The following is a 25,342-nucleotide window of genomic DNA, read 5'->3' on the forward strand; positions in this document are numbered from 1 at the left end:
AGCAGGGCGCGCAGCCGCGCCGCGACGTCCGCCACGCCCGCCTGCCTATCACGCGCCGCGGGTGGAGGCCTATCGTCTCGCAGGTGCCGCGTGACAGGTCAGCCGCTACGGTCGCGCTGCCCGCCCCGCAGGGTGGCGAAGACGTCGCCCGGACGCGCCCCCCGCGGCCGGCCACGCTCGACGAACCACTCCCGGCCGAAGGCCAGCCGGAACAGCCACGCCGGCAGCCGCAGGAAGATCGCCAGCGACCGGTCGCCGGCATCGGCCGTCGCCTGGCTCACGTGCGCTGCCATCGCGGCGCGCTTGGCGCCGATGTGCTGCCGCACGTCGATCCGATGGGTGATGTCGGCGGCGTCCGTGTAGGCGTGCGCGTAGCGCTCGGGCGACCAGTCCGGTGGCGAGAGCCGCACGGCGTGCAGCAGGCGCAGCAGCCGCAGCAGCCCGCGCCGGGGGACGGTGGCCTCGAGCACGACGGGCGTGCCGGCGAGCTCGGCCGCCCGCACCCCGACCCGGTGCACCTGGACGTGGTCGGGGTGCCCGTAGCCCCCGGCGGCGTCGTAGACCGTCAGCACGTCGACGCGCTCCTCCTGCAGCACCGCGGCCAGCCGGCGCGCGGCGCCGTCGACGTCGGCCCGGGCGAACGCGCACCCGTCGCGGCCGGCGGTGCCGTCCATGCCCGAGTCGTCGTAGCCGAGCCGCACCACGCGCGCGACGCCGAGCGCGCGGGCCGCGGCGTCGAGCTCGGCCGCGCGCCGGTCCGCCAGCCGGCCGTCGCCGGTGAAGGCCGCTGCGGCCAGGCCCGCGGCCCCGTCGGTCGCCACGACCAGCACGACCCGGTGCCCCTCGGCCGCCGCGCGGGCGAGCGTGCCGCCGGTGAGCAGCGCCTCGTCGTCGGGGTGCGCGTGGAAGGCGGCGAGGGTATAGGGCACGTTCGTATGGTCCGGTACGTGCGCGGCAGTGGGTCCAGGAGGGCGCGATGAGGATCGCGCACGTCACCGACTGCTACCTCCCCCGGCGCGGCGGCATCGAGCTACAGGTGCAGGGGCTGGCCAAGCGGCAGCAGGCCGCCGGTCACGACGTGACGATCGTGACGTCGGTCGCTGCCCCGCCCGGCTACGACGAAGGCGGCGAGCTGCCCGTCGAGCGGCCGGCGGCAATCGGGCACGACGAGGCGATCCGCTACGGGTTCGCATGGCGCGGGCGTACGGCGGTGCTGGCGGGTGACTACGACGTGGTGCACGTGCACGCGTCGACGTTCTCGCCGCTGGCGTTCTTCACCGCGCAGGCAACGGCCCGGGCGGGCGTGCCGACGGCGATGACGATCCACTCGCTGTGGCGTCGCTACACGCCGCTCTACGCGGCCGCCGAGCGGCTGACCGCATGGGGCGACTGGCCGGTCGCCTTCTCGGCGGTGAGCCAGGCCGCGGCAGATCCGCTGCGGCGAATTCTGCGCGGGCGGGCGGAGGTCACGGTGCTGCCGAACGGCGTGGACCCCGCCCGGTGGCGGCTGCGCCCGGTCTCCCGCACCGCCGACGAGGTCCGGGTGGTGGCCGTCATGAGGCTGGCCCCGCGCAAGCGGCCGCGCCAGCTGCTGGAGATCCTGAGGGACGTACGCCGGCGGGTCCCGGCGCGCGTGCGCCTGTACGCGGAGGTCATCGGCGAGGGCCCGGAGCGCCGGGTGCTCGAGCGCGCCATGCGCCGGCACGGCATGACGGACTGGGTGGCACTGCCCGGGTGGCGCAGTGCCGAGGAGATCGGCGACAGCTTCGCCCGGGCCGACGTCTTCATCGCACCCGCGACGCTGGAGTCCTTCGGGATCGCGGCGCTGGAAGCGCGCGCGGCGGGCCTGCCGGTCGTCGCCCGGCGCGACACCGGCATCGCCGACTTCGTGCGGCACCGGCGCGACGGGCTGCTCGGCGGGTCGGACCGGGAGCTGGCCGACGCGGTGGTGGAGCTGGCCGTCGACCGGGTGCTGCGCGAGCGGATCGCGCAGCACAACCGCACGGTGATGCCCCCGGTGACCTGGCGCGACGCGCTGCTCGGCGCCTCCGCGCTCTACCAGCAAGCCGCCGCGCTCGTCGGCACGCAGCTGCAGCACCCCACGCTGCGCGCGGCCGACGCCGCCTCCGGCCCGTGACCGAGGCCGTCGTCGTCGCCAGCGCTCTGGGTTCTGCAATGGCGGCGGCATCGTCCAGCGTGCTGCAACACCGCAGCGCGCGGAAGGCTCCGGCCGTCCACGCCCGCGCCGGCCGCCTGCTCGGACACCTGGCCACCCGGCCGGACTGGCTGCTCGGCCTGGTCTTCGCCGCCGTCGGGCTGGGCCTGCACACCTACGCCCTGGCAGGTGGGCGCCTCGCGATCGTGCAGCCGCTGCTCGTCTGCGGCGTGCTCTTCGCCCTGCCGGCGAGCGTCGCCCTGGAGGGCCGCCGCCCCTCGGCGACGCAGTGGCTCTGGGGCGTGGCGCTGCTGGCCGGGCTCCTGGTGTTCCTGCTCACCGCGCGGCCGAGCCCGGGCCGGGTCTCGATCGACGCCGACGTGCTGGCGGTCACCACCGCGGTGGGCGTGGTGGTCGCCGGAGCGGTGGCCCTCATCGGGTTGCGCTGGCCGCACGGGCACCAGGCCGCGCTGCTCGCAACCGCCGCCGGGATCGGCTACGGGCTGGTCGCCGCGCTCCTCAAGCAGAACGCCGCGCTCGCGGCCAACGGTCCCGCCGCCGTGCTGGGCGACTGGCCGCTCTACGTCCTGCTCGCCGTCGGTGCCGTGACGCTGTCGCTCACCCAGCACGCCTACCGCGCCGGGCCGTTGAGCGGCTCGCTCCCGGCGCTGACCGTGAGCGATCCCGCGGCCTCGGTGGCGATCGGCGCGCTCGCCTTCCACGAGCACCTCGCCCACTCCCCCGGCGCGGTCCTGCTCGAGGCGCTGGCGTTCGCCGTCATGGGGCTGGCCACCGCCCGGCTCGCCCTCGCCGACTGATCCGCCAACAGGCGATCGTCAACTAACGGTTGACGGCGAATCATGCGTCAACTTATGGTTGACCCATGACGCAGCACCCCGTCCGGCTGGGCGACCTCATCGACGAGGTCCTGGCCAAGAGCCCCGAGGGCGACGCCCTCCAGCACCTGGCCGACGCCGTCGACAGCTCGCAGCGGCTCGGCGAGCTCGCCGACCACCTCATCGGTCACTTCGTCGACCAGGCCCGCCGATCCGGTGCGTCGTGGACCGACATCGGCGCGCACATGGGCGTGACCAAGCAGGCCGCGCAGAAGCGCTTCGCGCCGCGGGAGTCCGAGGATCTGGACTTCCCGGCGGGTGGGCGGCTGAGCAGGTTCACCCCGCGGGCGCGCAACAGCGTGCAGGTGGCGAAGGCCGAGGCGCAGCGGCTCAACCACGACCGGGTGACGAACGCCCACCTGCTGCTCGGGCTGCTCGGTGAACCGGAGGGGCTGGCCGCGAAGGCGCTGGTGGCGCTGGGCGCGCCGGCCGAACGCCTCCGCGAGGCGACGCTCGCCGCCCTGCCACCGGGCCGGACGGCACCGAAGCACTTGCGGTTCGGCCGCGGCGCGAAGAAGACGTTGGAGCTCTCGCTTCGCGAGGCGCTGCGGCTCAACCACAACTACATCGGCACCGAGCACATCCTGCTCGGACTGCTGCGCAACGACGACGACGTCACCAGCGACCTGCTGCAGGGCTTCGGCATCACGCGCGACGGCGCGCACGACTGGCTCGTGCAGGAGCTGGCGACGATCGCCGCGGCGAAGCGGGGCTAGTCACTCCTCGAACATCGACATCGGGTCGAAGCCGGTCGGCGCCTCGACCTCGACGATCGGGTCGTCGCGGTCGTCGAACTCGACCCGCAGAGCGCGCGACATCACGGCGTGCATGAGGTAGAGCGACGTCGTGTAGGTCAACTCGAGCACCTCCTCGTCCGACAGGTGCTGCTGCAGCGCCTCGACGACCTCGTCGGCCACCCGGCCGCGGTCGTAGACGAGCCCGTCGGTGTAGGCGAGCACCGCGCGCTCGAGCGGCGTGAAGCAGTCGGCGACCCCCCAGTGCGGGATCGCCCGCACCTTCTCCTCCGGGATGCCGACGCCGCGGGCCGACTTGCAGTGCTGCGAGAACACGAACTGGCTGCCCACCGCCCAACCGGCGCGGGTCATGCCGAGCTCACGCAGCTGGGGGTCGAGCCGGCGGTCGGGGCTGCGGTAGAGACCGAAGCCCTGCACGGCGTGCTTGAGGACGTCGGGCACCAGCGCGAAGACCGTCCACCAGTCGCCGGGCGTGCCGGTCGCGGTGCCGGGCTCGGCGACCGGGTCGCGGTCGGGACCGAAGAGCCGGTCGTAGAGCCGGGTGGCCAGCGGGCCCGCCTCGGCCCGGCCGACCTGGCGCAGGCGGGGCATCAGCCGGCCACCGGGTTGCTCATCGCCAGCTGCACGGGGTTCGCCACGGTGGCCTCCTGTCGGGTCGTGCGGTCGACGCCGAGGATGCCACCACGCGCGCTCACCCCGGGAAGCCGTCGCTGCGGCGTACGACGCCGGCCCGGTCGACCGTGAGCAGCGTGTAGCCGTCGAGCCGGCCGAACCACGAAGGCTGCGGGTCGCCGCCCGCGATGACCGCGGTGGCGTAGGCGTCGGCCCGGGTCAGGTCGGGACCGACGACGGTGGCACTGAGCAGCCGGGTCGCCGGGGCGCCGGTACGCGGGTCGATCACGTGCTCCCCGCGCTCGGCGACTCCCGAGGTCGCGACACCTTCGTCGCGCGCCGGCACGACGACCAGCACGCGGTTGCGGTCGTACGGGTCCGCGACACCGACCCGCCACGGCTCACCGGGGCCGGGCTCGCCGGCGCAGGCGACGTCGCCGCCGGCGTTGACGACGTGGTCGGACAGGCCGGCTCGGCGCAGCAGGACGCTCGCCTCCTGCGCGGCCCAGCCCTTGACGATGCCGGTCGGGTCGACCGCGCCGCCGATCAGTGCGGTGAAGAACCCGTCGGTCTCCGCCGCCGCCTGGGCGCACAGGTCCAGCACGACGGCGACCTGCGGGTCGCAGTCACGCAGCCGCAGCTCGCCGCGGCGCAGCCGGCTGAGCTGCGACTCGGGCTGGTACGTGGAGAACGTCGCGTCGACCCATCGCAGCCAGTCGCAGGCCGCCTCGACCGCGCGCGCCGCGTCGTCGGGATCGATGCGGATGCGGCGTACGTCGAAAGAGGTGACCGTCCCCATCACCGGCAGGACGCGGCGGTAGCTGTCGCCGGCGGCCTGTCCGGTGCTGGTCACGCCTTCAGTCTGTCGAGCGCCGACTGCAACGACCTGACGTAGCCCTCGGAGGTGTAGGTCGCGCCGGACACCGCGTCGATCTGCGCGGACTGCGCCTGCAGCGCCTCGGCGCGCAGCTGCGGCACGGCGTAGTTGTCGATGTCGATGTCACGGCCGCTGCCCTGCGGCAGCTGCAGCGCCGCGACGTCGGTGATCCGGCCGTTCGACTCGGTGACCTGCACCTGCACCGGGCCGTACTGCGTGTCGTAGGTCCGGCCTGCGACGGTCCGTGGCCCGGACGCCGCCGGCGCGGCGCCGGCCTTCGTGCTGCCGCTCGTCGCGCCCGCGGGGGTGCCGGAACCTCCACTGCCGGACGCCGTCTTGCCCCCGGCGGTCGGGGCGAGGGCGGCGGTGCCGCCGCCGATGGCGGGGCTGCCGTGCGTCTTGAAGCCGAGCAGCAGCACGAGGCCGGCGATGGTGGAGACGATGGCGAGTGCGGCGCGACGCACGGGGCGGTCCTTTCGAGAGGGGGGGTCAGAACGCGAAGTTCTCGCTGTGGATGTGCCGCCGGCTGACGCCGAGCCGGCGCAGTGCGGCAGTAGCGGCGTTGACGAATCCGGGCGGGCCGCACACGTAGACGTCGTGCGCGCGCAGGTCCGGCAGCAGCCGGCGCAGCCGGTCGCCGACCAGCACGTCGCGGTCACCGCCGACACGACCGGGCAGGAAGTGTGCTGCCTGCTCCCGGCGCTCGGCCAGGGTCTCGATCTCGCGCCGCAGCACAAGGTCGTCCGGACGCTCGGCGCGGTAGACCAGCGTCAGGTCACCGGGTGCCGCCGGCAGCGACTGGAACAGCGCCCGCAGCGGGGTGATGCCGATGCCGCCGGCGAGCAGCAGGACCTTGCGCCGCGTGCGCCGCTGCGCGGTCAGCGCCCCGTAGGGCCCTTCGACCAGCACGCGGGTGCCGTGCCGCAGCGCCGGCATGTGACCCGTGTGGTCGCCGAGGTGCTTGACGGTGACGCGCAGCAGGTCGCCGTGGGGTGCGGCGGACAGGGAGAACGGGTGGGCCGCCCACCAGAGGTCGCGGCTCAGGAAGCGCAGCCGGACGAACTGGCCGGGCTGCACCCCGAGCTCGTCGACGTGCCGGCCGCGCAGGACGATCGACACGACACCCGGCCCCTCGGCGACGACGCGGCCGACCCGCATCCGGTGCCGCCACGTGCGGTAGGCCGGGGTGGCGATGCGGTGCCAGACGACGGCGCCCGCGGCGAACAGGTAGAGCGCCGACCACAGCACCCGCGCGAACGGGTGGCTGGCGAACTCCTGCCCGGTCGCGAAGACGTGCGCGAACGACAGGGCGATCGCGAGATAGGTGTAGAGGTGCAGGTAGTACCACGTCTCGTAGCGCATCCGGGCCCGCGCCGCGCGGGCCGACACGACGCCGACCCCGACCAGCAGCAGCCCGCCGACCGTCGCCATCAGCACGTCGGGATAGCTGAGCAGCAACGTCGACGCCTGGCGTACGACGCCGGTGTGGGCCAGCACGGCGTAGCCCCAGGTGACGAGCAGCCCGTGTGCCACGACGAGGCCGACCGTGTAGCGGCCGGCACGGGCGTGCCAGCGGGCGAGGACGTCGGCGCCGACGTGGTGCTCGAGCAGCGGCGTACGCGCCATCAGGATCAGCAGCCAGGCCAGCAGGTAGCCGGCGAGCAGGCCGGTGATGCGCCCCGCGTTGGTCAGCCAGTCGCCGAGGCCGTGGACGGTGGGGGTGTTCACCCACCACCAGCCGACCACCGCGGCGGCGCCGGCTGCGACGGCGAGCGCCGTCAGCGGAGCGACCAGCCGCCCGCGTCCCGGCCGCGCGGCGAGCAGCGGCCCACGCGTCGTGGCCGGAGTGTCGGCGAGAGCGGTCATGCATCCACCGTCGCCGCGGTTCCTTAAGGCACGCTCGCCCTTCGCTCTGTGTTTCCTCTGAACGTGCCGGCGAGGAATCTCAGAGCGTTCTCAGAGGTTTCGCAGAGCATCGCGTCACGTCCCCGATGTGAAGGTGACATCCGTGACCGCCTCCTCCGCCGCCTCGCCGCGTACCGCCCCCGACCTGCGCCGCCCCGACGGCTCGCCGATCCGGGTGCTCGTCGTCGACGACGAGCCGAGCCTCGCGGAGGTCCTCGGCAGCGTGCTGCGCTACGAGGGTTGGGATGTCCAGGTGGCCGGGTCAGGGCAGGAGGCCGTGCGGACCGCGCGGGAGTTCAAGCCCGACGCGGTGATCCTCGACGTGATGCTGCCGGACTTCGACGGCCTGGAGGTGCTGCGCCGCATCCGCGCGGATCAGCCGCACGCCTGCGTGCTCTTCCTCACCGCGCGCGACGCGGTCGAGGACCGCATCGCCGGCATCACTGCGGGCGGCGACGACTACGTCACGAAGCCGTTCAGCCTCGAGGAGGTCATCGCCCGGCTGCGCGGCCTGCTGCGCCGGGCCGGGCTGGCCCGGGCCAAGGCGTCGAGCAACCTGCTGAGGTTCGCCGACCTCGAGATGGACGAGGACGCACACGAGGTACGCCGCGGTGGTGACCTGGTAGAGCTGACCACGACCGAGTTCGAGCTGCTGCGCTTCCTCCTGCGCAACCCGCGCCGGGTGCTGTCCAAGGCGCAGATCCTCGACCGGGTCTGGAACTACGACTTCGGCGGGCAGGCGCACGTGGTCGAGCTCTACATCTCCTACCTGCGCAAGAAGATCGACGCAGGCCGCGAACCGCTGATCCACACCGTCCGCGGTGCCGGCTACGTGTTGAAGGCAGTAGGCGGGTGACCTTGCGGTTGCGCCGGTGGTGGACGGCGCGGACGTTGCGCTGGCGGCTGATCGCCGGGCTGCTCGTGCTGCTGCTGGCGACCTGCGCGGCGATCGGCATCGCGACGACGCTCGCGCTGCACAGCTTCCTGATCCAGCGGCTCGACCAGCAGCTGGCCGACGCCGGGCCACGGCTGGCGTTCAGCCTCGAGCACGACAACAGCGGCGGCCGTGGCGGCGCGCCCACCGACTTCGACGACAGCCTGCTGCGCGGACAGCAGCTCGGCACCTTCGCCGCCCGGCTCAGCGGCGGTCGGGTGACCAACGCAGCGGTGGCCCGCGAGTCCGACCACCAGGTGCAGCTCGTGCAGGTGCCCCTCGGCGGCGACGAAGCCGCGCGCCTGCGCGCGCTGCCCACCGACGGCCGGGCGACCTCCGCGCAGCTGGGCGTGCTCGGCGACTACCGGCTCACCGCGGTGCACGGCGCGGACGGCGACGTGCTCGTGACCGGGCTGCCGCTCGACAGCGTCGACAGCACCATGCACCGCCTGGAAGGCATCGAGGTCGTCGTCTTCCTGTGCGCGCTGGCACTGGCGGGTCTGGTGGGCGCGGCGTCGGTCCGGCTGTCGCTGCGACCGCTGCGCCGGGTGACGCACACGGCGCTCGACGTGGCGCGCACGCCGCTCGCCAGCGGCGAGGTCTCGCTGCCCGCGCGGGTCCCCGACAGCGATGCCGATCCGGCGACCGAGGTCGGCCAGGTCGGCGCCGCGGTCAACCAGATGCTCGGCCACGTCGAACGTTCGCTGGCCGAGCGGCACGCGACCGAGGAGCGGCTGCGCCAGTTCATCGCCGACGCGAGCCACGAGCTGCGCACCCCGCTGGCCGCGATCCGCAGCCACGCGGAGCTGGCCGGCCGCGACGAGGAGACCCTGCCCGACGGCGTACGCCATGCGCTGCGCCGGGTCGAGGCGGAGGCGTCGCGCATGGGGGTGCTCGTCGACGACCTGCTGCTCCTGGCCCGTCTCGACGCGGGCCGCCCGCTGGCCAGGGAGGCCGTCGACCTGACCCGCGTGGTGATCGACGCCACGAGCGACGCGCAGGCGGCCAGCCGCGGCCACCGGTGGATGCTCGAGCTGCCCGAGGAGCCGATCGTCGTCACCGGCGACGGGCACCGCCTGCACCAGGTGCTCGCGAACCTGCTGGCCAACGCCCGCACGCACACCCCGGCCGGTACGACGGTGACGGTGGCGCTGCACATGGATGTCGCGAACGACCTTGCGCTGCTGCAGGTCTGCGACGACGGCCCGGGGATACCGCAGGAATTGCAGGACCGGGTCTTCGAACGCTTCGCGCGGGCCGACGCGGCGCGCACCCGCACCGCCGGCAGCACCGGGCTGGGGCTGGCGATCGTCGCCGCGGTCGTCGAGGCGCACGGCGGGACCGTGCGCGTCAGCAGCCGGCCCGGTCGCACCTGCTTCGAGGTGTCGCTGCCACTGGCTCCGGCGATGCAACCGGCGCGCTAGTCAGGACTCGGCGAGGACGGCGGCGAGCTGGTCGAGTGCCCAGTCGAGATCGCTCTGCTCGATGACCAGCGGCGGAGCCAGCCGGATCGTCTGCCCGTGGGTGTCCTTCGCGAGCACGCGGTGCTGCAGCAGCCGCGCGCAGATCTGCCGGCCGGTGCCGACCCGCGGATCGATGTCGATGCCGGCCCACAGGCCGACGCCGCGGACCGCCGTGACGCCGGACCCGACGAGCTCGCCCAGCCGTGCGTGCAGGCGGGCGCCGAGGTCGCGGGCACGCTGCTGGTAGGTGCCAGTGGCAAGCATGCGTACGACGGTGCGCCCGATCGCGCAGGCCAGCGGGTTGCCGCCGAACGTCGAGCCGTGCTGGCCGGGGCGCAGCACGCCGAGCACGTCGGCATCGCCGACCACGGCCGAGGCCGGGACGATGCCGCCACCGAGCGCCTTGCCGAGCAGGTAGAGATCCGCCTCGACGTGGCTGTGCTCGCAGGCGAGCGTCGCGCCGGTGCGGCCGAGCCCGCTCTGGACCTCGTCGGCGACGAGCAGCACGTCCTGCGCGGAGCAGATGCGCCGGACCGCGGGCAGGAACTCCGGCGGCGGCACGATGACGCCCGCCTCGCCCTGGATCGGCTCGAGCAGCACGGCGACGGTGTCGCCGTCGACGGCCCGGGCGACCGCGTCAGCGTCCCCGTAGGGCACGGTGACGAACCCCGGGGTGAACGGGCCGAAGCCGTCGCGGGCCTCGGGGTCGTCGGAGAACCCGACGATGGTCGTCGTACGCCCGTGGAAGTTGCCCGCCATCACGACGATCTTCGCGCGGTCAGGCGCCACGCCCTTGACCTCGTAGCCCCACTTGCGGGCGACCTTGATGCCGGTCTCGACGGCCTCGGCACCGGTGTTCATCGGCAGGACCATCTCCTTGCCCACGAGCGCCGCGAGCTCGGCGGCGAACGGGCCCAGCTCGTCGTGGTGGAACGCCCGGCTGATCAGCGTCAGCCGCTCCAGCTGGTCGCGGGCGGTCGCGAGGAGCTCGGGGTGCGAGTGACCGAAGTTCAACGCCGAGTAGGCGGCCAGGCAGTCGAGATAGCGGTCGCCGGCGACGTCGGTGACCCAGGCGCCGGAACCGCGGGCGGCGACGACCGGCAGCGGCGCGTAGTTGTGTGCGACGTGGGCGTCGACGAGCGCCAGGTGGTCGGCGGCGTCGGGCATCGGTGCGATCTCATGCAGGGTCAAGGAGCACCCCCGGGTTGAGGATGCCGCCAGGATCCACCGCGGACTTGGCGGCGCGCAGCGCTTCGGCGAACAGGTCGGGGCGTTGCCGGTCGTACTGCGGCCGGTGCATGCGGCCGACCGCGTGGTGGTGGGTGATCGTGCCGCCCGCGTCGAGCACGGCCTCGGCCGTCGCGTGCTTGATCTCCTGCCACATGGCGATCTCGCTGCCCTGCCGGCCGACGCCGGACCACGAGTAGTAGGGCGCGGGCCCGTCGGGGTAGACGTGAGTGAACCGGCACGACAGCAACGGGGCGTGGCCGAAGACCTCACGCAGCGCGGCACCCACCCGCTCGCGGACCGAGGCGTCGAAGTCCGGCCAGCGGTCCCAGGTGATCGACGTCTCGAACGTGTCGGCGACGACGCCGAGGCTGGTCTCGACCCCGGGGCGTACGCCGATGAACGCGTCTCGCCACGCGCCGACGGCGCCACCGCGCCCCGTCGGCGTGCCCTCGCCGTCGTCGACCGCCACGTCGCCGTCGTCGATGTGCCCGCCGCAGCCACGAGCGATCTCGACCGCTTGACCGATGGGGCCGCGCTGCGACAGCTCGGCCGACTCGAAGCCGATGATGAGCAGCGACTGGTCGCCGTCGAGCCCGGCGGCGCGACCGGCCTCGGCCGGGTCGAGCAGCCGCAGGTTGGCCGGCCACAGCTTCGCCTGGGCGATCTGCCGGGCGGCGTCGTAACCGGCCGGCCACGAGTCGAAGACGACCCCGGCGGTCGCGCGGAACGCCGGCCGCTTCTGGATGCGCATCCACGCCTCGGTGACGATGCCGAGGATGCCCTCGCTGCCGAGGACCAGCCGGTCCGGTGACGGCCCCGCTCCCGAGCCCGGCAGCCGCCGCGACTCCCACCAGCCCTGCGGCGTCAGCATCCGCACCGACTCGACGAAGTCGTCGATGTGGGTGTGGTTGGTCGCGTAGTGACCGCCCGAGCGGGTCACGATCCACCCGCCCAGCGAGGAGAACCGGAACGACTGCGGGAAGTGCCGCAACGTATAGCCGTGCGGCCGCAGCTGGTCCTCGAGGTGCGGGCCGAAGACGCCCGCCTGGATGCGCGCCGCCCGCGAGGTCTCGTCGAGCTCGAGCACCCGGTCGAGGCGATCGAGCGCGATCGTGACGATGCCGTCGGCCTCGGGCGGGTTGACGCCCCAGACGACCGACGAGCCGCCGCCGTAGGGCACCACCACGTGGCCCTTGTCGGCGCACCAGTCGAGGGTCGCCTCGAGCTCGGCCTCCGTGCGCGGGTGCGCAACGATGTCGGGCGGGTTCGGGAAGTCGAGGTTGAAGGCGCGGGTGCGGTCGGTGAACGCCGCGCCGTAGGAGTGGAACGCCCGCTCCCAGGCGTCGGTCGTGCACCACCTGGCGACGGCGTCGGGTGCCTCGATCCGTGGGTCGCGCAGCTGCGCGTCGGCGAGGTCGGGGATCGGCCGGGGCACGATCTCGACACCGGACCCCTCGGACAGCCGCCGGGCGAGCTTGGCGCGCTCCTGCGAAGTCGGCTCCTCCGACTGCAGGCACCAGGCCCAGAACGACCGCCGAGCGGGTGCCTCCGTCGTTGCCATGCCGATCCTCCTGCGAGCGGCCGACTTATCGTCCTGCCGCTTCCTCGTCCGCCGCTTGCTCGTCGAGCGGATCCCGGGCGCCGGCCGCTCTGCTCTGACGATCCCAGGTGCGCGCCCGAAATGCGACGACCTCACGAACTCCACGTCGAGGCGCGTCGGCCGGACGCCGTTCACCCGAACGGCTGGTTGCCTCGGCCGGCGGCCGGGGCACGCTGGACGTGCGCCGCCCGGCAAACCCCCGTGGCCGGGCGGCGCGTCCCTGGCCCACCGGGTCGAGGCGTCGGTCGTCGCCTGCCTGCACGCACCGACCGCGCCACGGCCGGAGCTGATGCCGCGGTGTGACGTCCGGGTGACAACTGCCTGGCACCCGACAAGTTGAGGAGCGCGATCGGTGCCGCCGCCGTCAACGCGGGTAGGGCGAGGGTGTCCACGAGAGTCGCCCGTGAGGACGTCGCATGAAGCCCGCCGCAGCCGCGCTGCCGGCGATTGCCGCCATCGGTGTCGGGCTGGCGGTCTCCGTGCCGTCCATGTCGGCGACCAGCGCCGACTCGGCGACTCGGGTGTCGTGCACCGCGGCCCAGCTGCGTCCCGGCGTCGCCGCGGAACAGGGCGCGACCGGACACCTTCAGATGGTCATCGCTCTGCACAACCTGTCGGCGACGAGCTGCCACCTCACCGGCTACCCCGGCCTGCGGCTGCTGGACGCGCACGACAAGCCGATGACCACCAAGGTCGTCGACGGTGGCACCTACGACGCCCCGTCGTACACCCCGCGCACCGTCACGCTGCAGCCCGGCGGTGTCGCGTCGTTCGCCGTGGCGTGGGACCACATCCCCGGCAGCACCGGCACCTCGTGCCCGGCGGCGCAGAAGCTCGCGATCCTGCCGCCCGGCAGCAGTGACCACCTCACCATCGACGCGCCGGTGGACGCGTGCGGGGGCGTCGTCCACGTGTCCGCGATCGCCCGAGGGTCCAACGGCCCGTCCTGACCCGGCCCCGGGTCACGTACCGAGAGTCCCCAGGCTGACGCGACGTCCGGAGAAGAGCACTGAGGGCCCGACCCGTGGTCGTGACCCTCAACGCGGGCGGGGATCAACGCGACGACGGGCGCCCACGCGCCTTCAGCGCCGCTTGAGTGCGATCCGAGACCTGCAGCTTGTCGAGGATTCGCGACACGTAGTTCTGCACGGTCTTCAGGCTCACGCCCAGGGCACGGGCGATCTGGGCGTTGTTGGCTCCTTCGGCCAGCAGCGCCAGCACCTCGCGCTCCCGCTCGGTCAGCCCGTCGTCCTCGCGCCCCGCTCCCCCACCCGGCGACGCCAGGGCCAGAACCTGCGTAGCGACGCCTGCACCGAACACTGCACCACCCGCAGCGACAGTGCGCACCGCCGCCACGATCTCCGCTCCCACCGAGCCCTTCAGCACGTAGCCGCGGGCGCCCGCGCGCATCGCCGCGAGCACCGTGTCGTCGTCGTCGACCATCGTGACCGCGAGGACTGCGGGCGGGTCTGGCAGCGCGGCCAGCCGTGCGGTCGCCTCGATGCCCGACATCGTCGGCAGGTTGAGATCCATCAGCACGACGTCGGCGCAACCGTCGGACAGCGCCTCGATCGCTTCCGGGCCGTCCCCCGCCGCCCCGACGACGTCCAGGTCCTCGACCGAACCGAGCAGCGCCACGAGGCCGTCGCGGAACACCGGGTGGTCGTCGACGACGAACACGCGCGTGCTCACCGCTCCGCCGCCAGCACCGGGGCGCTCGGGGCGCGAGCAGCAGGCGGCAACGGCAGCTCGGCGACGACCGTCGTACCGCTGCCGGCTTCGATCCGGAGCCGGCCGCGCAGCTCCTCCGCGCGCTCCCGCATCGTGTGCAGGCCGTTGCCCGCCGGAGATGCGACGGCCATCCCGCATCCGTCGTCGGTGACGGTGACCCGCAACATGCCGTCGACCCCCACGAGACACACCGTGCACTGCGCGGCGCCGGCGTGGCGGACGGCGTTGGTGACCGCCTCCGTGACGATTCGGAAGGCCGCCACCTCGATCGCGGCCGACAACGGGGGCAGCTCCTCGACGTGCAAGCCGACGCGCACGGCGCTGCCGGCGCTGAGCCTTTGCAGCACCTGCGACAGGGCGCCGGCCAGCCCCAGCTCGTCGAGCGCCGGCGGCCGCAGCCCCTCGACGACCCGGCGAACCTCGAGCACCGTGCCACGCAGCTCCTGACGCAGCCGGTCGACCTCGGCGTACGCCGCGGGATCGTGATCCACCTTCGACGCGATCAGGTCCAGCCGCAGCAGGTGCCCCGCGAGGGCCGGCCCCAGCCCGTCGTGCAGGTCCCGGCGCAACCGGCGGCGTTCCTCCTCGCGCGCGAGCACCTGGCGCTCGAGCGCCCGCTGCAGGTCCGCGGTCAGGTGGCGCGCATGCAGCACGCCGCCGAGGTGACCGGCCAGGTCCTCGAGCAGTCGACGGTCCCGCTGGCGCAACGGCTGGCCGGGCCTTTGGTAGCGCAGCGTTCCTACCGGACGACCGAACGCCGCCAGGGGTTGGGCAACCAGGTGGTCGGTCGTCGCAACATCTCCCGCGACGACCCGCCCGTCGGCGTCGTAGACGGCAACGGCGCCGAGCCCGAGCCCGTGCAGCTCGCTCACGACGTCGGCGAGCAGCCGGTCGACGTCTACGCTGGCCTCGAGGCGCTGTCCGAGCGCGGCGAGCACGTCGTAGGGCTCGTCCCAGCGACCGAAGGTCAGCCGGTTGATGCCCCGCTGAAGCACGTCGCGCAGCGGGGCGAACGCCACCGCGACGACTCCGGCGGCCACCCAGGCCAACCAGGCTGCGCCGTGAACGTCCAAGCGGCTGCCGAGACCCTGGATGACCAACGCGTACAGCCCGACGATGAGGGCCGACAGGGTCACCCACACCAGCGTCCGGTTGGCCGCGGTGCGCAAGTCGTAGAGATCTCGCGCCAGCACGGCAAAGCCGATCGCGATCGGCAGCGGCACTGCAGCCGCCCCGAACACCCAGTCCCCGTGGGCCGTGCCAAGGGCGAACACGACCGGCACCGCGAGGATCCCGATCGCCGCGGCACCGATGAACAGCTGCAGCTGCTGGCGCAGCAATGGACCGCCCTGCCGCCAGCGCCGCACCAGCTGGCCGACGATGGCGACGGCGACGACAAGCCCGAGCGGCGCCTGAAGGATGAACGCGAGTGCCTGGAAGAACTGCCAGCCGCCGGTCGGTGCGATCGGGTTCTGCCAGCTTCCCAGACCGGTGAGGTCCGCCTGCTTGTCGGTGATCGGGCCGACGACCGAGGCGACCAGCACGACACCGAGCAAGGTCGGCAACCAGCGACGGCGGCTGGCCAGGAACTTGCCGTCCGGGAACACCGCCGGCACGCCGAGGGTCAACAGGTACCAACCCAGCGAACGGCACGATTGGCCGGCGACCGCGAACGCCGAGGCTCCGGGCAGGCTGCCCGGGTCCACGACGATGCCGTGATGGGCCAGCGATGCCCCGGCGTTGCCGAGGCTCGACACCGCAGCGCCGGCCAGCATGAGCCAACCGACGCCGTTGCCCGGCCGGGCCGCCGCAACGACGGCGCCGGTCGCCGCGAAGGCCACCATGAAAGATGCGACCAGCGCCGTGGAGGCGACCGACTGGTGATCCTGGACGGCCGCCCAGAGGGAACCCGCCACCCCGGTGAGCGACAGGCCGACGGCCGCGGCGATCACCGCGGCCGTCGGCCCCACCCCCCGCAGCCTCACGTCGTCCATAGTGACGCTCTCCGGGAGATCGCGGAACCCATTCAGGCAGGCACGGCGACGGCGCTCTGCGCCGGCAGCTCCACGGTCGACCGGGAGCGCCGCAGCAGGACGACCCCGAGCGCCACGAGCCAGGCGAACCACAGCAGCGTCTGCGGCGCACCCGCCTTCGCCGCCGGCACCGCGGCGATGCACACGACGCCCACGACGTAACCCGCGTAGGCCAGCCACCTCGGCAGCCGTCGCGTGATCTGCCCGGACGCCGATGCGGTGATCGCGATGACGCCGGCAACCCCGCCGGTCAACGAGAATCCGATGTTGCGCATGTCGTTGACCGTGGTGATCGTGCTCAGTGGTGCCCCGTGGTGCCCGTCGTAGAGCGCGGCTGCACCGGCAGCACCGCCGGTCGCGAGCATGACCGCGGCGTAGACGACCGCCGCGCCGGCCACGCAGGAGGACAACCACTGCGTGGTCTGGTCACCGCCACGCAGCAGCCGTGCCACCAGCAGCGCCGCCACGAGGAAGACCAGCGTCGCGACGAACTCGATGTAGCCCCCGGTGAACTGCTTGGTCATCGAGGAGTCGACCAGGGCGGACGCGACCTTGGCGGGCTTGTCGCCGAGGACCGGCTGGTTCTGGAACGCAGTGCCGGCGAACGTCAGCACCACGTAGCCGATCACCAGCCAGCCGGCGGTGAGCCACAGCCGCCGCGGCGTGGCCGCGGTCACGGGAGGCAGTCCAGGACGGAGCCGTGGTTCTGTGCCATCGAGCTGCTGAACTCGCCGACGGCGCCGGGCCCGTCGGTGGTCGCGTGGCCGGACACCGAAGGACCGACCTGCCCGTGCACGATCGGCGGAACGCCGTCGCCACTGCCCGTAGGGTCCACACCGTAGTGGGCCGCGAAGTCGTACGCCGCTCCCATGCACGATGCGCCGCTGCTCGGGAAGCCCGGGGCCGGGTAGAACTGCCCGGCCAGCGCGGGGGTCACCGTGACCACACCGACGCCACCGGCGGCCACGATCGTGAGCGCGGCCTTGGCAATGATTCTCTTCATCTGCTGCTCCCCTCCTGGTTGTCGTTGCAGCACCAGGAGGCTGCAGCCGGCGGTTTCCCACCGCCCAGAGCAGCGGCACTGTCGGGCACCGGGAAGTTGTCCCGGCAGTGTCGGGAACGAGTCCTAGAGCAGGCCGGCGGCCCGGTCGCGTAAGCGCATCTTCTGGATCTTCACGCCGTTGGGCCCCGACACCGTGGGCCACTCGTCGACCACGTGCACGGCGGCGGGCACCTTGTAGTTGGCCAGCGCCCGGCGGCAGTGGTCGACGAGCTCGGCAGAAGTGGCCGTGGCCGCGGCGCCGGGCTCGAGCTCGACGAAGGCGACGGCGACGTCGCTGCCGTCCGGGCCGCTGACGCCGACCACCTGGGCCAACCGGACCGCCGGGTGCTGCTGCAGCTGCACCTCGATCTCGGCCGGGTCGGTCAGGAACCCGCGCAGGCGCAAGGAATCCTTGAGCCGCGACAGGTAGAGAAAGCCCCCGTCGTCGCGGGTGCTGCCGAGGTCACCACTGCGGTACCACCCGTCGGGCGTGAACGCCGCCGCGGTCGCCGACGGGTTGCCGTGGTAGCCGCTGGTCACCGTGTAGCCGCGGAACTGCAGCTCGCCCGGCTCGCCGTGCGGCAGCACCTCACCGCTCTCCGGGTGCACCGCCCGGACCTGCAGGTCGGGCGAGACCGGGATGCCGCCGCAGACACCGCGCCGGTCGGGATCCCACTCCCGCGCCCAGCGCGCCAGCAGGGCGAACACTTCGCTCGCGCCGTAGACACCGGTGACCCGGGCTCCGACCGACTCCTCGATCTCCCGCACGAGATCGGGGCCACCACCGGCGAACGCGGCGTAGGCCCCCTCCCGCCAGCTGCGCAACGACAGACCCTCCGCCGCGGCCACGTCGAGGACGCCGCGCATCATGCCGTCGGCGGCGTGCCAGTGGGTGACGCGGTGCTCGTCGATCGCGTGCGCCGCCTCCGCCGCATCGAACGCCGCCGGGAGCAGCACGGTCGACCCGGCGGCGAGTGCCGACATCACCGCGTTGAAGCCGAACACCCCGCACAGGGGCAGCGCGCACAGCGACACGTCGTCCGGTCCCATGGCGAACGCCGTGGCGTCGTTGCGGGCGTGCGCTACGACACTGGCCTGCCGGTGGGTCGCCAGCTTCGGGATGCCGGTGGACCCGGACGTGGAGAACAGGTTGCAGACGTCGTACGCCGTGCCGAGTTCGGCGTCGAGGGAGCCGTGGTCGAACAGCGACGACCACGGCTGCGCCCCTTCGGGCACGTCCGAGCCGACTCCGACGACCAGCGGCGGCCGCCGGTCCGTCTCGGCGAGGATGCCGGCGAAGTCGATGTCGCGGAACCCCTGGGCCATCACCAGGCAGGCCGGCTCGGCTGCGGCCAGGATCGCGTCGAGCTCCGCCGAGCGGAAGCGCGTGTTGACCCCGACGACGACGGCCCCCAACCGGCCGGCCGCGAACTGCAGCACCAGCGCCTCGGGCAGGTTGGGCAGCCACAGCGCGATCCGGTCGCCGTGCTCGACCCCGAGTGCCGCGAGACCCGCCGCGACCTGCCGTGACCGGCGGTCGAGCTCGCTGTAGGTCAGGCGGCGGCCCGTCTCGGGCACCAGCACGGCCGTGCGGGCGGGCCCAGCCGCGGCGACGGCCGCCAGCAGCCCGGCGACCGTCTCCGTCATGCCGGCAGCATCCCGCGCGGCGAGCCCGGTGTCGCCACCGGGCTCGCAACGAGGTCCGGCTAGCTCTGATCACCCGACGGGAGTGAACTCCCTGGGTGCCGACTGCGGGGTCGGCGGACGCCGGCGGCTCATGAAGAGTCCGACGACGCCGAGCAGGACGAACAGCACCCCGCCGGAGGCCAGCGCGATCGGCAGCGTGACGTAGGCCAGCGTCACGGCGTCACCCTTGTCACGGGCGTCCTGCGCCGCAGCGGCGAGGGTCGCCGGCGGGGACGTGAACGTGAGGTCGAGGACCCGCGTCACGGGCACCGCCGTCGTGCCGGTCACCAGCGCGATGGTGCGCACCTGGTGCTCGGTGGCGTCGACCACGATGCCGCTGTCCGGGGCCACCCAGTAGGTCGCCGTCGCCTGGTAGTTGTAGGCGAACTTCACCGGGTCGGGCAGCGCGGGCAGCAGCTGCTGCAGGCCGGCCAGCTGGTCGCTCGGGAGTCCCAGGCCGCCGGCGAGCTGCACCAGCGCGGCTTTCGGCATCGACGTCGGCAGCTGGCTCAGCAGCTGCGGGTCGGTGATCGGGGCCACCTGGGTGTTGGCGGTGAAGACGTAGGTCTGCACGCCGCCGCGCGTCGCCGTGCCCTTGTAGTGCAGCACGGTGGTGCGGCCGGTGTCCGCGACCCAGCCGGTGTAGTCCTTCTGCTGCGTGCGGATCGGCCAGTTGAACGTGATGCCGGTCTGCTTCACCACGCCGGAGTACCCGGCGCCTTCACCCATGTCCGTCCGGTTCACCGCGTAGCGGTAGTCGACGGCCGCCACGGTCGTCCCACCGGTCCGGACGGTCTTCGCGTCGGACACCAGCGCGTTGTCGCCGCTGGTCCCGAGCACCTTGGTGTGGTGCACGACCGTGATCGGCGCGTTCGTCAACAGCACCTGCCCGCCTGAGGCGATCGCCGCCGGGTTGAGCAGCACCGCCGCGGTGCCCGAATAGGTCCGGGTCGTGTCGGTATCGCCCGGCAGCACGGCCATCGCCGGTGCGACGACCCACCTCATGAGGCCGCCTCCCAGCGCCAGCAGCAGACCGAGAGCGATGCCGGTGATCGAGAGCTTCCTCCACACGGCTCTCACCTCTTCTCCATCTCGAGGAGTTCAGCGTGCGCGCGCCGGAAGCGCGCCCGGTAGAGGCGAACTGCCCGGGCTTCTCCGGCGCCGACCTCGCGAACCTGGTCAACGAGGCGGCCATCGCCGCGGTGCGTGCCGGCCGGCACGTGCTGCGGCCGGTCGACTTCGACGACGCCCGCGACCGCATCCTGCTGGGCCGCCGGGACGGGTCCAACGTGCTGCTGCCCGACGAGAAGTACGCGGTGGCCGTGCACGAGGCGGGCCACGCGCTGGTAGCGGTGTACGCAGAGAAGGCCGAGCCGGTGGCCAAGGTGACGATCCTCCCGGCCGGGCAGACGCTGGGCGTCACCGAGCAGCTGCCCGTGGTCGAGCGCCATCTGTACGGCGAGGACTACCTGCATGACGCCCTCGCCGTTTACCTGGGCGGGCGGGCGAGCGAGCTGCTGGTGCTCGGCCAGGGGTCGACCGGCGCGAGCAACGACCTGTCCCGCGCGACGGAGCTGGCGACGAAGATGGTCCGCGAGTTCGGGCTGTCCGCGAGGGTGGGCCCGGTGAGCTACCCCACCGGTGGCTCGGTGTTCCTCGGCGAGGGCGGCAGCGCGTTCAGCAGCCGCCCGTTCGCCGAGCAGACGCAGGCGGCGATCGACGGCGAGGTCGCCGAGTTGCTGCGGCGGGCCGAGCGCGACGCCACGGAGAAGCTGGAGATGCACCACGACGTGCTCGACGCCCTCATCGCGCGGCTCGTGGCGCTGGAAACCGTCGACGGGCCGGAGGTCTACGAGCTCGCCGGGCGGCCGCTTCCGCAGGATCCGGCCTGGCAGTCCGCCCTGCAGCCGCCGTCGCTGCGCCACACCGGCAGCCCTCCCGGCGAGCGACGCGGCACTACCCGACCTGCGCCCTGAGCCCCGGGACTGGCCTAGTCTCCCGATCATGCAGACGTCGTTCACCCGCCTGGTCGGGTGCCGCCACCCGTTACAGCTGGCCGGCATGGGTGCCGTCGGCAGCGTCGAGCTCGCCAGCGCCGTCACGGCCGCCGGCGGGCTCGGCACCGCCGGTGTCGCCGGGCTGCCCGCCGACCTGGTCGCGACGCTGCTCGACCAGGCGGCCCGGCCACTTGCCGCGAACTTCCTGATGCCGTTCGTCGACCCGGCCGCCGTCGAGGCAGCCGCGTCGCGGGTGCGGGTCGTCGAGTTCTTCTACGGCGACCCCGACGGGTCACTGGTCGACCTCGTGCACGCCGGCGGAGCACTCGCCTCCTGGCAGGTGGGGTCGCTCGAGGAGGCGCGGCGGGCGGCCGACGCCGGCTGCGACTACCTCACCGCCCAGGGCACCGAGGCCGGCGGACACGTCCGCGGCAAGCAGCCGTTGCCGCAGCTGCTCGCTGAGGTGCTGCAGGCGGTCTCGGTGCCGGTCGTCGCGGCGGGTGGCATCGCCACCGCGCAGCAGGTCGCCGGCCTGCTCGCCGACGGCGCCGCCGGGGTGCGCGTCGGCACGCGGTTCCTCGTCTGCCCGGAGGCCGACGTGCACCCGGCCTACGTCGAGGCGCTGCTGGCAGCCGACGGCGACGACACCGTGCTGACCGAGGCGTTCGGGGTCGGCTGGCCGGACGCCCCGCACCGGGTCCTTCGCGACTCCGCCGAGCGCGCGCGGGCCGGGAGCTCCGACGTGGTAGGCACCCTGCAGATGGGCCCGGTGCAGGTGCCCGTGCCGAGGCTGTCGACGCTGCCGCCGACGCGGACCGCCGAGGGCGACGTGGCCGCGATGGCGATGTACGCCGGGATCGGCGTCGGCCACGTCACCCGCGTGCAGTCGGTCGCCGAGGTCGTCGACGACCTGATGCGCGAGGTCTCCGGCTAGTGCCGGTCAGTTGTTGATCAGCGGGTCGCGGGGCAGCCCGAGGAGCCGCTCGGCGATCTGGTTGCGCTTGATCTCCGAGGTGCCACCCGCGATCGACATGCCGCGGTGCATCAGCACGAGCGGGCCGGTGATCGCGCCGGCGCCGTCGAGGTAGGCCGTCTCGGCCCCGCTGAGGTCGGCGAGGATCTCGGCGGCGTCGTGGCCGATCTCCGACAGCACGAGCTTGGTCATCGCACCCTCGGGGCCGGGGCCACCGCCCGCGACCGCTCGGTGCGCGCTGCGCAGGTTCAGCGCGGCCATCGCGTGCTGGTTGGCGATGTAGCGGCCGATCCGCACGGGACCGCCGGTGAGCCGCTCGGGGTGCGCGTCGTACATGCCGATGAGCCCGTCGGCCGGCATCGACCGGCCACCGTCACCGCCGCCGATGCTGACGCTCTCGTTGCCCAGCGTCGCGCGCGCCACGGTCCAGCCGCCGTTGACCGGGCCGACCACGTCCTCGTCGGGCACGAAGACGTCGTTGAAGAAGACCTCGTTGAAGTCAGACGCTCCGCTGGTCTGCCGCAGCGGGCGCACCTCGACGCCCTTGGCGTGCATGTCGATGACCATCATCGTGATGCCCTGGTGCTTGGGCACGTCGGGATCCGTGCGCACGGTCGCGAAGCCCTTGCCGGCCAGGTGCGCACCGCTGGTCCAGACCTTCTGGCCGTTGACGATCCAGCCGCCCTCGACCTTGGTGCCCTTGGTCCGCACACCCGCGGCATCGGAGCCGGCGTTGGGCTCGCTGAAGAGCTGGCACCAGATCAGCTCCTGGCGCAGCGCCGGCGGCACCAGCCGCTGCACCTGCTCGGGAGTGGCGTGCTGGATCAGCGTCAGCAGCACCCAGCCGGTGATGCCGTAGGCCGGCCGCTTGACCCCGGCCGCCGCGAACTCCTGCTCGATGACCAGCTGCTCGACCGCGCCGGCGTCACGGCCCCACGGCTTCGGCCAGTGCGGCATGACGTAGCCGCTCTCGATCAGCGCGTCGCGCTGCCCGGCGGCGTCCTTGTCCTTGATCTGCGCGGCGAACTCCCGCACCTCGGTGCGGATCGACTCCGCCTCGGGCGGCAGGTCGACGCTGCGCTCGCGGCGCACGCCCTTGCGGACGAGGTCGGTCACGTCGGTCGCCGCGGCGTCGGGGTCGAGCAGCCGGCGCAGCACGGTCGCACGACGCATGTAGAGGTGTGCCTGGTGCTCCCAGGTCATCGCGATGCCCCCGTGCACCTGCGTGTTGAGGTTGGCGCAAAGGTAGGCCGCTGGGCCCGCGATCGACGCGGCGACCGCCGCCGTCAACGCACGCTGCTCACCACCGGTGGACGCGGCCCGGGCGGCGTCCCAGGTGACCGCGGACGCGAGCTCGGTGGCGACCGCCATGTTGGCGCAGTGGTGCTTGACCGCCTGGAACATCGCGATCGGGCGGCCGAACTGCTCACGCACCTTGGCGTAGGCCGCGCCCATCTCGGTGCACTCGCGGGCGACGCCGACCGCCTCGGCCGACAGGATCAGCCGGGCGAGGTCGCGCAGCGCCGCACGGCCGCCGGTCAGGACGGTCGCGGCCGCACCCGACAACGTCACCCGGCCGGAGCGACGGGTCGGGTCGAGGTTCGGCGGGATCGACACTTCGACCCCGCTGCCGCCCAGCTCCACGAGCGCGACGTCGTCACCCACGCCGAGCATGAGCACGTCGGCCATCCCGGCACCGAGCGCCAGGTCGACCGTGCCGGTCACGGCGTCCTGCGCGAGCTCGACCGTGCCGTCGAGGGCGATCGCCGCCGTGCGCGAGCCGTCGGCGAGCCCGGGCAGCCAGGCCTTCTTCGCCGCGTCGTTGTCCGAGGCGAGCAGCACGGAGCTGGCGATCACCGTCGGCACGAACGGCCCGGGGGCCACGGCCTTGCCGAGCTCCTCGACCGCGACGACCAGGTCCTCGATGCCGCCGCCGGCTCCGCCGTACTCCTCGGGCACGTGCAGTCCGGTGAGCCCGAGCGAGACGAGGTCGGACCAGAACGCCGGGCGTTCCTCGGTCGGCGCGTCCAGCAGCGCATGTGCGGCGGCGCGCGCGTCGCGGCGGCGCAGCGTCTGCGCGACGGAGTCGGCCAGTGACCGGTGGTCGTCGGTGATCGCGATCGACATGACGAGCCCTTTCTGAGGCTGGTGTCAGGTTGCGCTGGGACGCATCGTGCCACGGCGACGACCACCGGCGCGGCGGAGGTGTCGAACCCGCTGCGAACGGCCCGGCTTGTCGCGAGAATGCAACGGATGACGACGCATCTTCGGCCGCGTCGGGTCGCTCTGCTCCTCGCCGCCGTGGCCGCGACCGGCCTGGTGGCGTGCTCCGGTTCGCCCGCCGCGCCGGCAGCGCGCTCGACCCCGTCAGCGCACTCGACCTCCGGCCGCGCCGCTTCGGCGCCGGCCACGGTGTGGCTGTGCCGTCCGGGTCACTCTCCCGACCCCTGCACCTTCGCCGAGCGCGCCGTCTCGGTCGACGCCGCCGGCCGCACCCAACCCGACCCGGCGCCCTCGGCGGACCAGCGCGACCTGGACTGCTTCTACGTCTATCCCACGGTCAGCACGGAGACGACGGCCAACGCGGACCTGACGATCCAGAAGGCGGAAGACGACGTCGCGGTCGCGCAGGCGTCGCGGTTCTCCTCGGTCTGCCGGGTCTGGGCGCCGATGTACCGGCAGCGGACCCTCACCGACCTGTTCAACCTCGCGCACGCCGCGCCCGACTCGCCGCAGAACCTGCTCGCGCTGTCGAGCCTGCGCAGCGCGTGGCACGACTACCTGGCGCACGACAACCACGGCCGCCGCGTCGTGCTGATCGGCCACTCGCAGGGGGCCGCGATGCTGATCCGGCTGATCCGGTCCGACATCGACTCCGACCCGGCGATGCGCGCCAAGGTCGCACTCGCCATCCTGCTCGGCGGCAACGTGACCGTGCTCTCCAGCCGGACGGTCGGAGGCAGCTTCCAGCGCATCCCGCTGTGCACCCGGCGCGGCGAGAGCGGCTGCGTCATCGCCTACTCGTCGTTCCTGACGCCGCCCTCGGCCGGCGGGCTCTTCGGCACCGCCGGGACCGGCGTCAGCCTCCAGAGCGGGGAGACCGCGCGCGACCGCGAAGTGGCCTGCGTCAACCCGGCCGACTTCAGCGCCGCGCCGGCTCCGCTCCGCCCGTACTTCCCCAGCGTCCGGCTGACGGCAGGTGCCCACTGGGCCACGTACCCGGGTCGCTACGTCGCGCAGTGCCGCAGCGCGAACGGGGTCACCTGGCTGCAGGTGACGCCGCACGCGCCCGATGCCCGGCCCCTGGTGACCGAGGATCCCAGTCCGTCGTGGGGGCTGCACCGGGTCGACGTCAACCTCGCGTTGGGCGACCTCGTCGCGGCCGTCGCCGCACTCCCGTGACGCCCTGGCGGCCGTTCGCCGGGCCGCCCGTGCGAGCCGCGAGGAAGGAGC

The 25,342-nt window shown here is 73.5% G+C and carries 23 protein-coding genes; 9 read left to right on the forward strand and 14 right to left on the reverse strand.

Annotated elements, in window-relative coordinates; all coding sequences use genetic code 11:
• Window positions 1-98: 98 nt before the first annotated feature.
• On the reverse strand, window positions 99-929 hold the full coding sequence (locus tag VFJ21_06300) for a PIG-L family deacetylase (protein ID HET7406733.1): 831 nt from the start codon (window positions 927-929) through the stop codon (window positions 99-101).
• Window positions 930-976: 47 nt separating this feature from the next.
• Here VFJ21_06300 and VFJ21_06305 point away from each other — a divergent pair, with 47 nt between their 5' ends.
• The 3 genes from VFJ21_06305 (at window position 977) to VFJ21_06315 (ending at window position 3,767) form a co-directional block, all read left to right on the forward strand.
• Window positions 977-2,137: a glycosyltransferase family 4 protein gene (locus tag VFJ21_06305; GenBank protein HET7406734.1), complete on the forward strand. Its 1,161-nt coding sequence runs from the start codon at window positions 977-979 to the stop codon at window positions 2,135-2,137.
• Entirely contained in the window at window positions 2,134-2,973 is an 840-nt protein-coding gene (locus VFJ21_06310; GenBank protein ID HET7406735.1) for a DMT family transporter, read from the forward strand. Before VFJ21_06305 ends, VFJ21_06310 begins: the two co-directional genes overlap by 4 nt.
• 65 nt (window positions 2,974-3,038) lie before the next feature.
• Window positions 3,039-3,767, forward strand: coding sequence for a Clp protease N-terminal domain-containing protein (locus VFJ21_06315; GenBank protein HET7406736.1), 729 nt, complete (start codon window positions 3,039-3,041; stop codon window positions 3,765-3,767).
• Here VFJ21_06315 and VFJ21_06320 read toward each other — a convergent pair whose 3' ends face one another.
• The 4 genes from VFJ21_06320 to VFJ21_06335 form a co-directional block, all read right to left on the reverse strand.
• Complete coding sequence (locus tag VFJ21_06320; GenBank protein ID HET7406737.1) at window positions 3,768-4,397, reverse strand: carboxymuconolactone decarboxylase family protein; 630 nt, start codon at window positions 4,395-4,397, stop codon at window positions 3,768-3,770. It abuts the gene before it with no gap.
• A 100-nt stretch (window positions 4,398-4,497) separates the two neighbouring features.
• The gene (locus VFJ21_06325) at window positions 4,498-5,271 is read right to left on the reverse strand and encodes an FAD:protein FMN transferase (protein ID HET7406738.1); all 774 of its coding nucleotides are present in this window, start codon (window positions 5,269-5,271) and stop codon (window positions 4,498-4,500) included.
• Window positions 5,268-5,759, reverse strand: a complete 492-nt coding sequence (locus VFJ21_06330; protein ID HET7406739.1) for an FMN-binding protein — start codon at window positions 5,757-5,759, stop codon at window positions 5,268-5,270. Before VFJ21_06330 ends, VFJ21_06325 begins: the two co-directional genes overlap by 4 nt.
• Window positions 5,760-5,784: 25 nt before the next feature.
• The gene (locus VFJ21_06335) at window positions 5,785-7,161 is read right to left on the reverse strand and encodes a ferredoxin reductase family protein (GenBank protein ID HET7406740.1); all 1,377 of its coding nucleotides are present in this window, start codon (window positions 7,159-7,161) and stop codon (window positions 5,785-5,787) included.
• A 184-nt stretch (window positions 7,162-7,345) separates the two neighbouring features.
• On the opposite strand from VFJ21_06335, the gene VFJ21_06340 reads away from it, so the two are divergent.
• Window positions 7,346-8,056 carry a response regulator transcription factor gene (locus VFJ21_06340; GenBank protein ID HET7406741.1) on the forward strand — a complete coding sequence of 237 codons (711 nt, stop codon included), beginning with the start codon at window positions 7,346-7,348 and terminating at the stop codon, window positions 8,054-8,056.
• Window positions 8,053-9,558, forward strand: coding sequence for a HAMP domain-containing sensor histidine kinase (locus tag VFJ21_06345; protein HET7406742.1), 1,506 nt, complete (start codon window positions 8,053-8,055; stop codon window positions 9,556-9,558). The genes VFJ21_06340 and VFJ21_06345 overlap by 4 nt, the downstream gene beginning before the upstream one ends.
• On the opposite strand, the gene rocD is transcribed toward VFJ21_06345, so the two are convergent.
• Both rocD and VFJ21_06355 read right to left on the reverse strand, forming a co-directional pair.
• Window positions 9,559-10,764, reverse strand: coding sequence for an ornithine--oxo-acid transaminase (gene rocD / locus VFJ21_06350; protein ID HET7406743.1), 1,206 nt, complete (start codon window positions 10,762-10,764; stop codon window positions 9,559-9,561). It lies immediately after the preceding gene.
• Between the two features lie 10 nt (window positions 10,765-10,774).
• Entirely contained in the window at window positions 10,775-12,388 is a 1,614-nt protein-coding gene (locus tag VFJ21_06355) for an FAD-binding oxidoreductase (GenBank protein ID HET7406744.1), read from the reverse strand.
• A gap of 455 nt (window positions 12,389-12,843) precedes the next feature.
• Here VFJ21_06355 and VFJ21_06360 point away from each other — a divergent pair, with 455 nt between their 5' ends.
• Window positions 12,844-13,377, forward strand: coding sequence for a DUF4232 domain-containing protein (locus VFJ21_06360; protein ID HET7406745.1), 534 nt, complete (start codon window positions 12,844-12,846; stop codon window positions 13,375-13,377).
• A gap of 103 nt (window positions 13,378-13,480) precedes the next feature.
• Here VFJ21_06360 and VFJ21_06365 read toward each other — a convergent pair whose 3' ends face one another.
• The 6 genes from VFJ21_06365 to VFJ21_06390 form a co-directional block, all read right to left on the reverse strand.
• On the reverse strand, window positions 13,481-14,119 hold the full coding sequence (locus VFJ21_06365; GenBank protein ID HET7406746.1) for a response regulator transcription factor: 639 nt from the start codon (window positions 14,117-14,119) through the stop codon (window positions 13,481-13,483).
• Window positions 14,116-16,143: a histidine kinase gene (locus VFJ21_06370; protein ID HET7406747.1), complete on the reverse strand. Its 2,028-nt coding sequence runs from the start codon at window positions 16,141-16,143 to the stop codon at window positions 14,116-14,118. Before VFJ21_06370 ends, VFJ21_06365 begins: the two co-directional genes overlap by 4 nt.
• Window positions 16,144-16,184: 41 nt before the next feature.
• Window positions 16,185-16,868: a hypothetical protein gene (locus VFJ21_06375; GenBank protein ID HET7406748.1), complete on the reverse strand. Its 684-nt coding sequence runs from the start codon at window positions 16,866-16,868 to the stop codon at window positions 16,185-16,187.
• Complete coding sequence (locus tag VFJ21_06380; protein ID HET7406749.1) at window positions 16,865-17,194, reverse strand: hypothetical protein; 330 nt, start codon at window positions 17,192-17,194, stop codon at window positions 16,865-16,867. Before VFJ21_06380 ends, VFJ21_06375 begins: the two co-directional genes overlap by 4 nt.
• A gap of 123 nt (window positions 17,195-17,317) precedes the next feature.
• Window positions 17,318-18,880 carry an AMP-binding protein gene (locus tag VFJ21_06385; protein HET7406750.1) on the reverse strand — a complete coding sequence of 521 codons (1,563 nt, stop codon included), beginning with the start codon at window positions 18,878-18,880 and terminating at the stop codon, window positions 17,318-17,320.
• A 69-nt stretch (window positions 18,881-18,949) separates the two neighbouring features.
• Entirely contained in the window at window positions 18,950-19,999 is a 1,050-nt protein-coding gene (locus VFJ21_06390; GenBank protein ID HET7406751.1) for a porin PorA family protein, read from the reverse strand.
• Window positions 20,000-20,025: 26 nt separating this feature from the next.
• On the opposite strand from VFJ21_06390, the gene VFJ21_06395 reads away from it, so the two are divergent.
• Entirely contained in the window at window positions 20,026-20,895 is an 870-nt protein-coding gene (locus tag VFJ21_06395) for a hypothetical protein (GenBank protein HET7406752.1), read from the forward strand.
• Window positions 20,896-20,923: 28 nt separating this feature from the next.
• Window positions 20,924-21,850 (forward strand): nitronate monooxygenase, encoded by a 927-nt coding sequence (locus VFJ21_06400; GenBank protein HET7406753.1) that lies wholly within the window; start codon window positions 20,924-20,926, stop codon window positions 21,848-21,850.
• 6 nt (window positions 21,851-21,856) lie between these two features.
• Here the strand turns inward: VFJ21_06400 and VFJ21_06405 are convergent, their stop codons facing one another.
• A complete protein-coding gene (locus VFJ21_06405) occupies window positions 21,857-24,016 on the reverse strand; it encodes an acyl-CoA dehydrogenase (protein HET7406754.1) in 2,160 nt (719 codons plus the stop codon).
• A 126-nt stretch (window positions 24,017-24,142) separates the two neighbouring features.
• On the opposite strand from VFJ21_06405, the gene VFJ21_06410 reads away from it, so the two are divergent.
• Window positions 24,143-25,291 (forward strand): DUF3089 domain-containing protein, encoded by a 1,149-nt coding sequence (locus VFJ21_06410; GenBank protein ID HET7406755.1) that lies wholly within the window; start codon window positions 24,143-24,145, stop codon window positions 25,289-25,291.
• The last annotated feature ends 51 nt before the right edge of the window (window positions 25,292-25,342 follow it).

The sequence above is a fragment of the Mycobacteriales bacterium genome, assembly GCA_035690485.1.
Classification (GTDB): domain Bacteria; phylum Actinomycetota; class Actinomycetes; order JAFAQI01; family DASSKL01; genus DASSKL01.